This is a genomic window from Aureimonas endophytica (assembly GCF_014642635.1).
Lineage (GTDB): Bacteria > Pseudomonadota > Alphaproteobacteria > Rhizobiales > Rhizobiaceae > Plantimonas > Plantimonas endophytica.
In genome coordinates this window covers 753,885-768,288 of sequence record NZ_BMIQ01000001.1, presented here as the reverse complement: position 1 = coordinate 768,288, position 14,404 = coordinate 753,885, and the positions used below count along the sequence as shown (strand labels likewise).

General features: G+C 68.7%; 11 protein-coding genes. 7 read left to right on the top strand and 4 right to left on the bottom strand.

The window, feature by feature from the left end; translation table 11 throughout:
- Nucleotides 1-12 precede the first annotated feature (12 nt).
- The 3 genes from IEY14_RS03875 (at nt 13) to IEY14_RS03865 (ending at nt 4,157) form a co-directional block, all read left to right on the top strand.
- Nucleotides 13-2,142 (top strand): glycoside hydrolase family 3 N-terminal domain-containing protein, encoded by a 2,130-nt coding sequence (locus tag IEY14_RS03875; protein ID WP_188906869.1) that lies wholly within the window; start codon nt 13-15, stop codon nt 2,140-2,142.
- Nucleotides 2,143-2,145: 3 nt separating this feature from the next.
- Nucleotides 2,146-2,670 carry a hypothetical protein gene (locus IEY14_RS03870; RefSeq protein WP_188906868.1) on the top strand — a complete coding sequence of 175 codons (525 nt, stop codon included), beginning with the start codon at nt 2,146-2,148 and terminating at the stop codon, nt 2,668-2,670.
- Nucleotides 2,671-2,777: 107 nt separating this feature from the next.
- Nucleotides 2,778-4,157 (top strand): class II 3-deoxy-7-phosphoheptulonate synthase, encoded by a 1,380-nt coding sequence (locus tag IEY14_RS03865; protein ID WP_188906867.1) that lies wholly within the window; start codon nt 2,778-2,780, stop codon nt 4,155-4,157.
- Between the two features lie 27 nt (nt 4,158-4,184).
- Here IEY14_RS03865 and IEY14_RS03860 read toward each other — a convergent pair whose 3' ends face one another.
- Nucleotides 4,185-4,805: a DedA family protein gene (locus tag IEY14_RS03860; RefSeq protein WP_188906866.1), complete on the bottom strand. Its 621-nt coding sequence runs from the start codon at nt 4,803-4,805 to the stop codon at nt 4,185-4,187.
- A 99-nt stretch (nt 4,806-4,904) separates the two neighbouring features.
- The gene (locus tag IEY14_RS03855) at nt 4,905-5,495 is read right to left on the bottom strand and encodes a DUF1003 domain-containing protein (RefSeq protein ID WP_188906865.1); all 591 of its coding nucleotides are present in this window, start codon (nt 5,493-5,495) and stop codon (nt 4,905-4,907) included.
- Nucleotides 5,496-5,680: 185 nt separating this feature from the next.
- Between IEY14_RS03855 and IEY14_RS03850 the strand changes: the two genes are divergently transcribed.
- Nucleotides 5,681-7,051 carry a glutamate--tRNA ligase gene (locus IEY14_RS03850; RefSeq protein ID WP_188906864.1) on the top strand — a complete coding sequence of 457 codons (1,371 nt, stop codon included), beginning with the start codon at nt 5,681-5,683 and terminating at the stop codon, nt 7,049-7,051.
- A gap of 64 nt (nt 7,052-7,115) precedes the next feature.
- Here IEY14_RS03850 and IEY14_RS03845 read toward each other — a convergent pair whose 3' ends face one another.
- Together IEY14_RS03845 and dgcA are read right to left on the bottom strand one after the other, a co-directional pair.
- Nucleotides 7,116-9,464, bottom strand: coding sequence for an NADP-dependent malic enzyme (locus IEY14_RS03845; protein WP_188906863.1), 2,349 nt, complete (start codon nt 9,462-9,464; stop codon nt 7,116-7,118).
- A gap of 51 nt (nt 9,465-9,515) precedes the next feature.
- Entirely contained in the window at nt 9,516-10,502 is a 987-nt protein-coding gene (gene dgcA / locus IEY14_RS03840; RefSeq protein WP_188906862.1) for an N-acetyl-D-Glu racemase DgcA, read from the bottom strand.
- Nucleotides 10,503-10,676: 174 nt separating this feature from the next.
- Between dgcA and IEY14_RS03835 the strand changes: the two genes are divergently transcribed.
- The 3 genes from IEY14_RS03835 to IEY14_RS03825 are packed head-to-tail and all read left to right on the top strand — an operon-like array spanning nt 10,677 to nt 14,398.
- Nucleotides 10,677-11,867, top strand: a complete 1,191-nt coding sequence (locus IEY14_RS03835) for an ABC transporter permease (RefSeq protein ID WP_188906861.1) — start codon at nt 10,677-10,679, stop codon at nt 11,865-11,867.
- Between the two features lies 1 nt (nt 11,868).
- The gene (locus tag IEY14_RS03830) at nt 11,869-12,714 is read left to right on the top strand and encodes an ABC transporter ATP-binding protein (RefSeq protein WP_188906860.1); all 846 of its coding nucleotides are present in this window, start codon (nt 11,869-11,871) and stop codon (nt 12,712-12,714) included.
- A gap of 4 nt (nt 12,715-12,718) precedes the next feature.
- Nucleotides 12,719-14,398, top strand: a complete 1,680-nt coding sequence (locus IEY14_RS03825) for an MlaD family protein (protein WP_188906859.1) — start codon at nt 12,719-12,721, stop codon at nt 14,396-14,398.
- The last annotated feature ends 6 nt before the right edge of the window (nt 14,399-14,404 follow it).

Here is a 14,404-nt window from a genome sequence, read left to right as displayed (position 1 = left end):
AGGAGACGCATCGTGCCGCGCATCGATTCCCTTCTGGCGGAGATGACGCTCGGCGAGAAGCTCGGGCAATTGGCGATGCTCTCGGCCGGCTTTTCCGTCACCGGCCCGGTTCTGGCGGACAATGCCGAGGACTCGGTGCGGCGCGGCGAGGCCGGCAGCCTCCTGAACGTCTTCGGCCGCGAGGCGACGCGCCGCGTCCAGAGGATCGCGCTGGAGGAATCGCGGCTGAAGATTCCGCTGCTCCTCGGCTTCGATGTGGTGCACGGCCATCGCACGCTGTTTCCGATCCCGCTCGGCGAGACGGCGAGCTTCGATCCGGCGCTCTGGGAGCGCACGGCGCGGATCGCCGCGACGGAAGCCGCCGCCGAGGGCGTCGCCATCACCTTCGCGCCGATGCTCGACGTCGCGCGCGACCCGCGCTGGGGCCGGATCGCCGAGGGGCCGGGCGAGGACACGCTCGTCGCCTCGCTCTTCGCGGAGGCGAAGGTGCGCGGCTTCCAGGGCGCCAGCCTCGGCGCGCCGGGCAGCGTCGCGGCGGTGGTGAAGCATTTCGTCGCCTATGGCGCGGCGGTGGCGGGGCGCGACTATGCCTCGACCGACATGTCGGAGCGGACGCTGCGCGAGGTCTATCTGCCGCCCTTCCTCGCCGCCGTCCGGGTCGGCGCGGCGGGCGCGATGCCGGCCTTTTCCGATCTCTCCGGCGTGCCGATGACGGCGAACGGGCCGCTTCTCGACGGCTGGCTGCGCCGCGAGGCGGGGTTCGAGGGCGTCGTCGTCAGCGACTACAACGCGATCGCCGAGCTTGTCATCCATGGCGTCGCCGCCGATCTCGCCGAGGCGGCCGCGCTGGCGCTGAATGCCGGCGTCGATATCGACATGATGAGCGACGCCTATCTGAAGGGCCTGCCGACCGCGCTGGAGCGGGGGCTCGTCACGATGGAGGCGATCGAGCGGGCGGTGCGGCGCGTGCTCGGCCTGAAGGAGCGCCTCGGCCTCTTCGACGATCCCTTCCGGCGCGAGGCCGATATCGCCGCCGGCCGGGACGAACGGCGCACGGCGGCGCGCGAGGCGGCGCGGCGCTCGGCCGTGCTCCTCACCCATCGCGACGGTCTCCTGCCGCTGAAGCCCCATCCGCAGCGCATCGCGATGATCGGGCCGCTCGCCGACGCGCCGACCGACATGCTGGGCAGCTGGTCCGGCGCGGGCGATGCGAAGGAAGTCGTGACCTTTCTCGCGGGCCTCCGGGCCGCCCGGCTGGATTGCGACATCCGCCACGCGCGCGGCATCGGCATCGACAGCGAGGACGAGGCGGGCATCGAGCCGGCGCTGGCGCTGGCGCGGGAAGCCGATCTCGTCGTCCTCTGCCTCGGCGAATCGCGCGACATGAGCGGCGAGGCGGCCAGCCGTTCCGATCTCGACCTTCCCGGCAACCAGACGAATTTCGCCCGAAGCGTCCTCGATCTCGGCCGGCCGACCGTGGTCCTCCTCGCCGCCGGCCGGCCGCTCGCCGTGCCCTGGCTGTTCGAGCGGGCGGGTGCGGTGCTCGCCACCTGGTTCGGCGGCAGCGAAGCCGGAAACGGGATCGCCGATCTCCTCACCGGCCGCGCCTCGCCCGGCGGCCGCCTGCCGGTGACCTGGCCGCGCTCGGTGGGCCAGGTGCCGATCTTCTTCGGCGAACGGCCCTCCGGCCGCCCGGCCTCCGACGCGCATTACACGAGCAAATATATCGACCTCTCGACGGCGCCGCTCTTTCCCTTCGGCCACGGGCTGACCTATGGCCGCTTCGCCTATTCGGGTCTGAAGGCCACGCCGGCGCGCGCCATGGCCGCCGACACGCTGGTGGTCGAGGTGGAACTCGCCAACCAGGGGCCGGCCGCGGCGGAGGAGACGATCTTCCTCTTCGCCCGCAAGCGCGTCGCCCGCGTCGCCCGGCCGCTTCTGGAACTGAAGGGCTTCACCAAGCTCCAGCTCCAGCCCGGCGAGACGGGGCGGGCGGTGATGCTGCTGCCCGTCGAGGCGCTGCGCTTTCTCGGCCCCGACCTCGTCTCCGCCGTCGAGCCCGGCGACTACGACATCCTGGTCGGACCGAGCGCCGACCGCACCGCGCTTCTCGCCGCGCGCGTCGAAGTGACGGAGGCTTGAGCGATGGGGCGCTTCGAGCTCACGCGGCGCAGCCTGATCCTCGGCGCCGGCGGCCTCGTCCTCGCCGGGCCCGCCGCCATGGCCGCGCCGCGCCGCGCGCTTCGCGTCACGCTGATCGACGCACCGACGGAAATCGCGCTTGCCGGCTCGCCGTCGCCCGTCCTCGTCCTGTCCGAGGCGCTGTCGCTGCCGCTGGCCGATGCGCACCGCGTCCTGGCGCCGCGCGCCCTGGCCGCTCTGCCGGATCGCCAGCTCGCCGCCCTTCTGGCCGGGCCGGCGGTGCGGATCACCGCGCTGCCGGCGCGACCGGGCGAGGCCCGGCCGTCGCTCGGCGACACGGAGCTCTTTCGCCGCCTCGGCGCGCTTCTTGCGCGGGGCGGCCTGCCGGACCATCTGATGCTCGACCGCGCGTCCTTCGACGGCGCGTTCTCCGAGGCGGGGCTCGCGGCCCTCTGCGCCGGCTTCGGCCCGTCGGCCCCGGAGATCGCCGTCGTCTGGCGGCGGGACGGCGCGATCCGGGGCGGATGACAAGCCGGCGCGCCCGTGCTTAAACCCCGCCGTCCAAGTTGAACCGCGTTTGGATAAGCTGAAGAAGGCGCGGAAACCGGCCGAAGACGGCCGAAAGGAAAAGACCCATGGGCAAGGAGTGGACGCCGCAGAGCTGGCGAGCGATGCCGATCGAACAGGCGCCGGTCTATCCGGATCTCGGCCTGCTCGCCGAGACCGAGCGCAAGCTGGCCTCGTTTCCGCCGCTGGTTTTTGCAGGCGAGGCGCGGAAGCTCACCCGGGCCCTGGGTGACGTCGCCGAAGGTCGCGCCTTCCTGCTTCAGGGAGGCGACTGCGCCGAGAGCTTCGCCGAACATGGCGCGGACAATATCCGCGACTTCTTCCGCGCCTTCCTCCAGATGGCCGTCGTCCTCACCTTCGCGGCCTCCTCGCCGGTGGTGAAGGTCGGCCGCATCGCCGGTCAGTTCGCCAAGCCGCGCTCCTCGGGCAGCGAGACGAAGGGCGAGGTGACTCTGCCGGCCTATCGCGGCGACATCGTCAACGGCATCGAGTTCAACGAGGCGGCGCGCGTGCCGAACCCCGAGCGCCAGCTCGAGGCCTATCGCCAGTCGGCGGCGACGCTGAACCTGCTGCGCGCCTTCGCGCAGGGCGGCTATGCCAATCTCGACAATGTGCATCAGTGGATGCTCGGCTTCATCTCCGGCTCGCCGCAGGGCGAGCGCTACGGGCACCTGGCCGATCGCATCTCGGAGACGATGAACTTCATGCGGGCGATCGGCATCACCGCCGACACGCATCCGGCGCTGCGCGAGACGGATTTCTTCACCAGCCACGAGGCGCTGCTGCTCGGCTACGAGCAGGCGCTGACGCGCGTCGATTCGACGTCCGGCGACTGGTACGCGACCTCCGGCCACATGATCTGGATCGGCGACCGCACGCGCCAGGAAGGCAATGCCCATGTCGAGTTCTGCCGGGGCATCAAGAACCCGCTCGGCCTGAAATGCGGCCCCTCGCTGGAGCCGGACGGCCTGCTGCGGCTGATCGACATCCTCAACCCGCAGAACAAGCCGGGCCGGCTGACGCTGATCGCCCGTTTCGGCCATGACAAGGTCGAGGCGCATCTGCCCAAGCTGGTGCGGGCCGTGGAGCGCGAGGGCCGCAAGGTCGTATGGTCCTGCGACCCGATGCACGGCAACACCATCTCGGTGAACGGCTACAAGACGCGGCCCTTCGACCGCATCCTGTCGGAGGTGAAGAGCTTCTTCGACGTGCATCAGGCGGAAGGCAGCCATGCCGGCGGCATCCATATCGAGATGACCGGCAAGGACGTGACGGAATGCACCGGCGGCTCGCGCATGGTCTCGGCGGAAGACCTGTCCGACCGCTACCACACGCATTGCGACCCGCGTCTCAACGCCTATCAGGCGCTGGAACTCGCCTTCCTCGTCGCCGAGCTTCTCAAGAAGGATCTCGCGGCGCAGATGCCGAAGCAGGCCGCCAACTTCTGATCGAAAGACCGACGAACGGCCGGGCGCTCAGCGCGCCCGGTCGTCCTCCAGCTTTTCCGGCGTCTCGCCGCGCGCCCGGCCGAAGACCGCCGGCCCCCATTGCCGCCAGGCGAACCAGAGCGCCAGACCGACGGCGATGACGCCGAGCGTGATGCCGACGCCGCGCTCCATCATTTCCAGCCGCGCGAAGACCGAATTGATCGAATAGCCGAAGACAAAGCCGATCGTCGTGAACAGGCCGGCCCAGATGCCCGCGCCGATGAAGTTCAGGACGAGAAAGCGCGGGATCGAGATCGAGGACAGGCCGAGCGCGATGAGGCCCGGCATTCTGAGGCCGTAGATGTAGCGGTTCACGATCACGAAATAGGCGTGGTACTTCTCGACCAGGCGGATGGCCCGGGCGAATTTCGGCTTTTCCTTCCAGCGCTGCACCCAGCGATGGGCCGAGCAAAAGCGCGCGAAGAGAAACACCGCCGCGTCGCCGCAGAAGGAGCCAACGAAGGCGAGGGCGACGATGAATTCCAGGGAATGCGAGCCGCGATAGGCGAGGAAGCCGCCGATGATCGCGAAGACCTCGCCCTCGAAGAACGTCCCGATCAGGACGATGATGGGACCGAACCTGCTGACGAGATCGAGGACTTCGTACACGAACGCTCCGAGAGGCGGCTGGAATCGGGCGGCGCGACTTCGGCGCTCGCCCTCCTATGTCGGAACGTCGCGGGCTTTTGCAATCTCTGACGGCAGCTTTCAGTCCTCAGTGGGCTCGCCGCGCCGCTCCGATCCACGATCGGCGCCGAGCCGATGCTCGATCCGCTCGATGCGCTCGGCGACGACGGCGAGGAGGGCGCGGATCTCAGCCGTCTCCTCCGCCCGCAATTCATCCAACTTCTCGTGCAGCGCCATGATGCCGATCTCGGCCTTCAGGTTCACCTCGTAGTCGTGGCTGGCATCCAGCCGGTCGCGGGCGGCCGAGCGGTTCTGCGACATCATGATGATCGGCGCCTGCACGGCGGCCAGCATCGACAGGATCAGATTGAGGAAGATGAACGGATAGGGATCGAAGGCCCCGGTGGTGAGGATCAACGTGTTGATCAGCGCCCAGCCGCCGAGAAACGCGGCGAAGGCGATGATGAAGCCCCAGGAGCCGCCGATCCGGGCGATGTCGTCGGCGAGGCGATCGCCGAAGGATTCCCGTGCCTCCAGATGCTCGTTGATGTCGCTGGCGATCGGCCGCCCGGACACGGCGGCCTCGAGCACCCGCCGCTCGGCCGGCTTCAGATGCTCGAAGGAGCGGCCGAAGAAGCGCAGCGCCGTCTTGCTGCCGTTGCCCTGCGCCATGTCGGTCGGCTCCCTCAATGCCCGCGACGCCGCCGGAGAAGGGTCGCGCCGCTTCCATCGGCTTGCTAAAGCCAAGCCCGAGCGAGCGGTTCCTAGATCGGGAATCATGGAGGAAGCGTGACGGACGGGTGCGCGATGCAGGCATTCTTCTCTTCGGGCCGGGCGAGCGCCGAGGGCGGCTTTCGATGACGCGCAGGGTTCGCTTCGCGCCGTCGCCGACCGGCTATATCCATATCGGCAATCTGCGGACCGCGCTCTTCAACTGGCTCTTCGCCAAGGAGCAGGGCGAGGCCGGGCATTTCCTCCTGCGCTACGACGATACCGACCGCGAGCGCTCGAAGGCGGAATATGCCGAGGCGATCCTCGCCGATCTCGAATGGATCGGCATCCGGCCGGACGCGATCGACCGCCAGTCCGACCGGATCGCGGTCTACGACGCTGCCGTCGCCCGGCTGAAGGCGGCGGGGGTCCTCTATCCCTGTTTCGAGACGCCCGAGGACCTGGAACTGAAGCGCAAGCGGCAGATGGCGCGCGGCCTGCCGCCGATCTACGGCCGCGAGGCGCTGCGACTGTCCGAAGCCGAGCGTCAGCGTCTCGTCGCCGAAGGCCACGTCCCGCATTGGCGCTTTCTTCTACCGAATTTCGAGCGCGATCCCTTCGCGCCCCGGCGCAGCGAGGTTACCTGGGACGATCTGGTGCTCGGGCCCCAGGTGGTGGATCTCGCCTCTCTGTCCGATCCCGTCCTGGTGCGCGAGGACGGGACCTATCTCTATACGCTCTGCTCCGTCGTCGACGACGGCGAGCTCGGCATCGACCATGTCATCCGGGGCGGCGACCACATCACCAATACCGGCATCCAGATCGCGCTGTTCCAGGCGCTCGGCTTCGCCCCGCCGCGCTTCGGCCATCACAACCTCCTGACGACGGTGGAAGGCGAAGGCCTGTCGAAGCGCAGCGGCGCCCTGTCGCTGCGCTCGCTGCGCGAAGAGGGCATCGAGCCGATGGCGGTCGCCTCGCTGGCGGTGCTGACGGGGCTCTCCGGGGCGATCGAGGCGGCGCCCGATCTCGCGGCGCTCGGCCGGCGCCTCGTGCTGACGGAGGTCTCGGCCTCGGCCTCGAAATTCGATCCGGCGGAACTCGAACGCCTCTCGGCGGAGATCGTCCACGCGCTGCCGGCCGAGCGGGTGCGCCCGGCGCTGGAGGCGATGGGCGTCCCGCCCGAGGAGGTCGACGCCTTCTGGTCGGCGGTTCGCGGCAATTGCGCCCGGGTCGCGGAGGCGGCCGTCTGGCGCGAGGTGGTCTATGGCGCGCCGTCGCTGCCGGCGCTGGAAGATGCGGGTTTCCTGGCGAGCGCCCTCGCTCTCCTGCCGCCGGAGCCCTGGGGGCCGACGACTTGGAAGGAATGGACCGAAGCGGTCAAGGGCGCGACGGGCCGCAGGGGCCGGGCGCTCTTCATGCCGCTGCGCCTCGCCTTGACCGGGCTCGACCACGGTCCCGAGCTCGCCGCGTTGCTGCCGCTGATCGGGCGGGAGCGGGTCGCCGCGCGGCTGGCCTGACCTTTTCGGCGTCTGCCGCTCTCTCCCGCGACAAGGGGAGAGAGGGTGTTGGGCAAGGGGCGCGTCAGCCGCGCTGCACGGCTTCCGCGACGGCGATCGCCGCCATGTTGACGATGCCGCGCGAGGTGACGGAGGGCGTCAGCACATGGGCCGGCTGGGCGACGCCAAGCAGCATCGGCCCGACATGCAGGGCGTCCGTCATCACCTTCACGACGTTCATCGTGATATTGGCCGCGTCGAGATTGGGGAAGACGAGCAGATTGGCGTCGCCCTTCAGCGTCGAATGCGGCATCACGCGCTGGCGCGTCAGTTCCGACAGCGCCGCGTCGCCATGCATCTCGCCGTCGATCTCGAGGTCCGGCGCCCGTTCGCGGATCAGCCGCAGCGCCCGGCGCAGCTTGCGCGTCTCCTCGGTATCGTCGGTGCCGAAATTGGAATGGGAGACGAGCGCGGCCTTCGGCGAGAGGCCGAAGCGGCGGATCTCGGCGGCGGCGAGCAGCGTCATCTCCGCCAGATCCTCGGCGCCGGGATCGCGCTGCACATAGGTGTCGAGGAAGAACTTCGTTTCCGACTGCGAGATCAGCATCGACAGGGCGGCGAATTTCGACACGCCCTCGGCGAAGCCGAGGATCTGGCTGATATTGCGGATATGGGGCGAGTAGTTGCCTTGCAGGCCGCAGATCATCGCGTCGGCCTCGCCGCGCGAGACGGCGACGGCGGCGATCACGGTCGTGTTGGTGCGCACCACCGTACGGGCCGTGTCCGGGTTGATGCCCTTGCGCCCGACCTTCGAGAAATAGTGGTCGACATAGTCGCGATAGCGCGGGTCGTCCTCCGGGTTCACCACCTCGAAATCGACCTGAGGCCGGATCTTCAGGCCGTAGCGCTCCAGGCGCGTCGCGATGACGGAGGGGCGGCCGACAAGGATCGGCACGCCGATCTTCTCCTCCAGGATCACCTGCGTCGCGCGCAAGACGCGCTCGTCCTCGCCATCGGCGAAGATCACCCGCTTGCCGGACTCGCGCGCCGTGCGGAAGATCGGCTTCATGATGAGGCCGGTGCGGAAGACGAAGCGGTTCAGCCGGTCGAGATAGGCGCCCATGTCCTCGATCGGCCGGGCGGCGACGCCGGTCTCCTGCGCCGCCTTGGCCACCGCCGGCGCGATCTTGAGGATCAGGCGCGGATCGAAGGGCGAGGGGATCAGATATTCCGGGCCGAAGATCGGCGTTTCGGAGCCATAGGCCTTGGCCGCGACTTCCGACACTTCCTCGCGCGCCAGCGCCGCGATGGCGTCCACCGCCGCCTTCTTCATCTCCTCGTTGATCGAGGTGGCGGCGCAGTCGAGCGCGCCCCGGAAGATATAGGGGAAGCAGAGGACGTTGTTGACCTGGTTCGGGAAGTCGGACCGGCCCGTGCAGATCATCGCGTCCGGCCGCACCTGGCGGGCGAGGTCGGGCATGATCTCCGGCGTCGGATTGGCGAGCGCGAGGATCAGCGGCTTCGCCGCCATCTTCTCCAGGAGTTCCGGCTTCAAGACGCCGCCGGCCGACAGGCCGAGGAAGATGTCGGCGCCCTCGATCGCCTGGCCGAGCGTGCGCATGTCCGTCTTCTTGGCATAGACGGCCATCCAGCGGTCGATGCGCGCCTCGCGGCCCTCGTAGACGACGCCGTCGATATCGGTGCAGACGATGTTCTCCACCTTCGCGCCGAGCGAGACGAGGAGGTTCAGGCAGGCGATCGCCGCCGCGCCCGCGCCGGACGAGACGATGCGCGCCTCCTCGATCCTCTTGCCGGCGAGTTCCAGCGCGTTGCGCACGGCCGCCGCGACGATGATCGCCGTGCCGTGCTGGTCGTCGTGGAAGACCGGAATGCCCATGCGCTGGCGCAGGCGCTCCTCCACCTCGAAACATTCCGGCGCCTTGATGTCTTCCAGATTGATGCCGCCGAAGGTCGGCTCCAGCGCCGCCACGACCTCGACGATATGGTCGATCTCCTTGGCGTCGATCTCGATGTCGAAGACGTCGATATCGGCGAATTTCTTGAAGAGGACGGCCTTTCCCTCCATCACCGGCTTCGAGGCGAGGGGGCCGATATTGCCGAGGCCGAGAACGGCGGTGCCGTTCGAGAGGACGGCGACGAGATTCTGCCGGCTCGTATAGTCGGCGACCGTTTGGGGATCGGCGGCGATGGCGCGGCAGGGCTCGGCGACGCCCGGCGAATAGGCGAGCGCCAGGTCGCGCTGGTTGCCGAGCGGCTTCGTCGCCTGGATCGCGAGCTTACCGGGCTTCGGGTGGCGGTGATAGAAGAGCGCCTGCTCGCCGAGATCTCCAGTGGCGGGGCGATCGCCCCGGCCGCGATCGTCGGGGCGACGAACCTCGTTCTGCAACGCGCTGTTTTCCGCCCGATCGTCCATATCCGTTCTCCAGCTTGCGGAGCCCGTCTAGCGCGTTTCCCGCCTCGGTCTCTAGCCCCAAAGCTGCGGCGCGGGCGGCGAAACGAGCGAGCCCGCGTAATGGAGACCGTTCGGGCGGTCGGTCTTGAGGAGCAGCGGTCCGTCGAGATCGACGACATGCGCGCGCTGCGCGAGAAGCACGGCCGGCGCCATGGCGAGCGACGTCGCGACCATGCAGCCGACCATCACGCCGAAGCCGGCGGCGCTCGCCGCCTCGATCAGGGCGAGCGCCTCGGTCAGCCCGCCCGTCTTGTCCAGCTTGATGTTCACATAGTCGTAGCGGCCGACCAGAGCCCGGAGATCGCCGGTCTGATGCAGGGATTCGTCGGCGCAGACCGGCACCGGATGCGGGATGCGCGACAGGATCTCGTCCTGCCCGGCGGGCAGGGGCTGCTCGATAAGGATGGCGCCGGCTTCCGCCGCCGCCAGCATGTTCGGGCGGATGGTCTCCGCCGTCCAACCCTCGTTCGCGTCGAGGATCAGCCGCGCGCCGCCGCTTTCGCGCCGCACCGCGCGGATGCGCTCGATATCGCCTTCGCCGCCGCCGACCTTGATCTTGAGGAGATTGCGGCCGGACGCCGCCCGCACGGCGGCGGCCATCTCCTCGGGCGAACCGAGCGAAATCGTATAGGCCGTCTCGATCGCCCTGGGCGCCGCCGTGCCGATCGCCTCGGCGACGCCGCGGCCGGAGAGCTTCGCCTCGAGATCCCAGAGCGCGCAGTCGAGCGCGTTGCGCGCCGCGCCGGCCGGCAGCAGAGCCTGAAGCGCGGCGCGCGTCGCGCCGGCCTCGATCGCCGCGCGCGCCGTCTCGATCGCGGCCGTCACGCTCTCGATGCTTTCGCCGTAGCGGGCATAGGGCACGCATTCGCCCCGGCCGACCCGGCCCTCGGCCTCGACATGGGCGGTGACGACGCGCGCCTCGCGCTTCGAGCCGCGCGCGATGGTGAAGGCCTGAGCCAGTTCGAAGCTCTCCACTGTGACCGAAAGACGACGCGCCATCGAAATTCCTTTCCGCGACCACCGATCGTCCGACCCTCGTCATGACAGGGCATTGACGGGCGGTTAACGTCGCTATCTGCGGGCGAGCGGCAGATCCGAGCCGTCGCCGATGTTCTTGTTTCCGTCAGTTGGGCGGCGACGGCAAGGCCGTCCTACCGTGAGGTCGATCAGGGAATGCTGGATGCGAAGGAAGGTGAGATGCCCGCCGGCGGCGGCCGGGCCGGCCGGCGGCCGGCCGCGCCGACGCTGACCGCCGAAAAGGCGGATGGCGGCATCGTCCTTCAGCTGGCCGGCGACTGGCTGGCCCGCACCGTCGGCTCCGTCGAGAAGACCGTGAACGACACGCGCGAGGCCGAGCTCGGCCGCGCCATCGCGATCGACGCCTCGGGCGTCGGCAAGATGGACACGGCCGGCGTCCTGCTCGTGGAAAGTCTCGCGAGAGCCCTCGGCGAGAAGGGCGCCGAAGTCGAGCTGCGCGGCGTCGCCGACGACAACGCCCTGTTCAAGGCGGTGCGCGCCGCGATCGACCGCGAGCGGCCCGAGCCGAAGGGGCGCGAGGGCTCGCTGCTCACCGTGCCCTTCGAGATGGTCGGGCGCGGCATGTACGCGATCAAGGACGAGATCGTTCTCGGCCTCAACATCGTCGGCGCCTCGATCTACGGCGCCGGCCGGCGCGTCACCGGCCAGACGCAGGTGCGCCTCGCCGCCATCGTCAACCAGATGGACCGCATGGGCGTGCGCGCGACGCCGATCATCGCGCTGATGAGCTTCCTCGTCGGCGGCATCATCGCGCAGCAGGGCGCCTTCCAGCTGCGCAATTTCGGCGCGGAGATCTTCGTCGTCGACCTCATCGGCATCCTGCAGCTGCGCGAAGTCGGCGTGTTGATCACCGCGATCATGATCGCCGGCCGGTCCGGCAGCGCGATCACCGCCGAGATCGGCTCGATGAAGATGCGCGAGGAGGTGGATGCGCTGACGGTGATCGGCCTCAATCCGATCGGCGTCCTGATCTTCCCGCGCCTCGTCGCGCTGACGATCGTGCTGCCGCTCCTCGCCTTCATCGCCGACATCGCCGGCATCGCCGGCGCCATGGTCACGACCTGGACCTATATCGGCATTCCGCCCGCCGCCTTCATCCAGCGCCTGCACGAATCGATCGATGTCGGCACCGTCTTCGCCGGCCTGATCAAGGCGCCCTTCATGGCGATCATCATCGGCATCGTCGCCTCCTCGGAAGGCATGAAGGTCGGCGGCAGCGCCGAGAGCCTCGGCCTCCACGTCACCGCCGCCGTGGTGAAATCCATCTTTCTCGTGATCGTCGTAGATGGCTTCTTCGCCATCTTCTACGCGTCGATCGGATACTGACATGGCCGCGAGCGACACCGCCTCCGCGACGGAAGCTTCCGCCGAGGACGACGACGTGATCATCCGCGTGCGCGGCGTCGACGTCGCCTTCGGCAAGGCGGAGATCCTGAAGGACTGCTCGATGGATGTCCGGCGCGGCGAGATCCTCGGCTTCGTCGGCCCGTCGGGCGCCGGCAAGTCGGTGCTCCTGCGCACCATTCTAGGCCTCAACGCCAAGCAGGCCGGCACGATCGAGGTCTTCGGCACCGATTACGAGAAGGCGAGCGACGAGGAGCGCCTGGCGGTGGAGCAGCGCTGGGGCGTGCTCTTCCAGCACGGCGCGCTGTTCTCGGCGCTGACGGTCCTGGAAAACATCCAGGTGCCGATGCGCGAATATCTCGACCTCTCGCCGAAGCTGATGGACGAGCTGGCCCGCATCAAGATCGATCTCGTCGGCCTCCAGCCGGATGCCGCCCACAAATACCCGTCCGAGCTCTCGGGCGGCATGATCAAGCGCGCCGCGCTCGCCCGCGCCCTGGCGCTCGATCCCGAGATCGTCTTTCTCGACGAGCCGACCTCCGGTCTCGATCCGATCGGCGCCGCCGAGTTCGACGAACTCATCATGACGCTGCGCGACACGCTCGGCCTCTCCGTCTATATGGTGACCCACGATCTCGACAGCCTGTTCCAGGCCTGCGACCGCATCGCCGTGCTCGGCAAGAAGCGCGTCCTGATCGAGGGGCCGCTCCAGACCATGCTGGATTCCGACGAACCCTGGGTCCGGTCCTACTTCCACGGCAAGCGCGCCCGGACGGTGGTGACCTCGGACGAGGGCGCGGCGGCTTCCGACAACGCAGGAAAGAACTGACCGCATGGAAACCCGCGCGAACTACGTTCTCGTCGGCGCCTTCACGGTGATCGTCCTCATCGCCAGCATGGTCTTCGTCTACTGGTCGGCCAATGTCGCGAACCAGGACAACCGGGTGGAGCTCCTGGTGCGGATCGAGGGCTCGGTGAACGGCCTCTCGGTCGGCAGCCAGGTCCTCTTCAACGGCTTGCGCGTCGGCGACGTGCGCGGCCTGCGCATTGATCCCAACGATCCGCGCACCGTCATCGCCTCGACCCGCGTCGACGGCACGACGCCGATCACCACCTCGACCCGCGCGACGATCGGCTTCGCCGGCCTCACCGGCCAGGCCTTCATCGAGCTGAAGGGCGGCTCGATGAACGAGCGCAACATCATCCAATATGCGCAGGAACAGGGCGCGGTGCCGGTCATCAAGGCCGATCCGTCCGACGTCACCGATATCCTCGCGACCGCCAAGGACATCGCCGACCGCGCCAACAACATCCTCAGCCAGTTCGAGGCGGTGGTGAACGATATCGGCCCGGCGGTGCGCACGACGGCCGACAACATCACGGCCACCTCGCAGAACATCAAGGTCGTCACCGGGACGCTCGCGGAGAATTCCGACGAGATCGGCAACTTCCTCCAGAGCGCCGGCCGGCTGGCGGACTCCGCCAATATCGTCGCCCAGGAGCTGCCCTCGACGGTGCGCTCGGTTCGCGGCCTCGTCGATTCCGTCGATCCGAACAATGTCCGGCGGACCCTGGAAAACGTCGCGGCGATCTCGCAGACGCTGCGCGACCAGTCGGGCTCGATCGCCGGCATCGTTGATTCGGTGAAGACCGCCGCCGGCAGCGTCGGGCGCGTCGGCGACCTCATCGCCGAGAACACGCCGAGCGTCGAGAAGCTGCTCACCAATCTCGGGCCGCTCAGCGACAACGCGACCCGCGTCGCCGAGAACCTGAACCAGACGGTGAACCGCGCCAACGACATCCTCGCCGGCGTCGATCCCGGCAAGGTCAACCAGACGATCGACAGCGTGTCGTCCTTCGTCGCCGGCCTCAACGAGAAAACGCCGACCGTGCAGTCGATCCTCGACGGGGTGGACAGCGCCGTGAAGACGGTGGACCTCACCATCGGCAATCTCAACGGCACGCGCCAGCATGTCGATCAGATCCTCGCCGGCATCAATCCGCAGTCGGTGACGCGGGCGGTCGACAATGTCAGCCAGGCGACGGACAATGTCGCGCGGGCGGCGGACCAGGTCGCGAGCCTCGCCAGCGACCTCGGCGAGCGGCGCGGCGACATCAACGAGATCATCTCGAACGTCAAGCAGACCAGCGCCAAGATCAACGTCGCCTCGTCGCGGCTCGAGACCGTCATGGCCTCCGTGGACCGCTTCCTCAACGAGGATTCGACCAACGGTCTCGTCAAGACCGCCTCGACCTCGCTCGCGGCGGTGCAGGACGCGGCGAACAAGGTCGGCGCGGCGGCGAGCAATCTCAACGCCAATATCGGGCCGATCACCGCCAGCGTGCAGGACTTCTCGACGCGCGGCCTCGGCGACGTGAAGAATTTCGTGCGCGCCGCCACCGATGCCGTCAACCGGCTCGGCAGCGCCATCGATTCCTTCCAGGCCAATCCGCAGCGGCTGATCTTCGGCGGCGACGAGATCAAGCAGTATAACGGCAGAAACCGCCGTTGAGCCGCA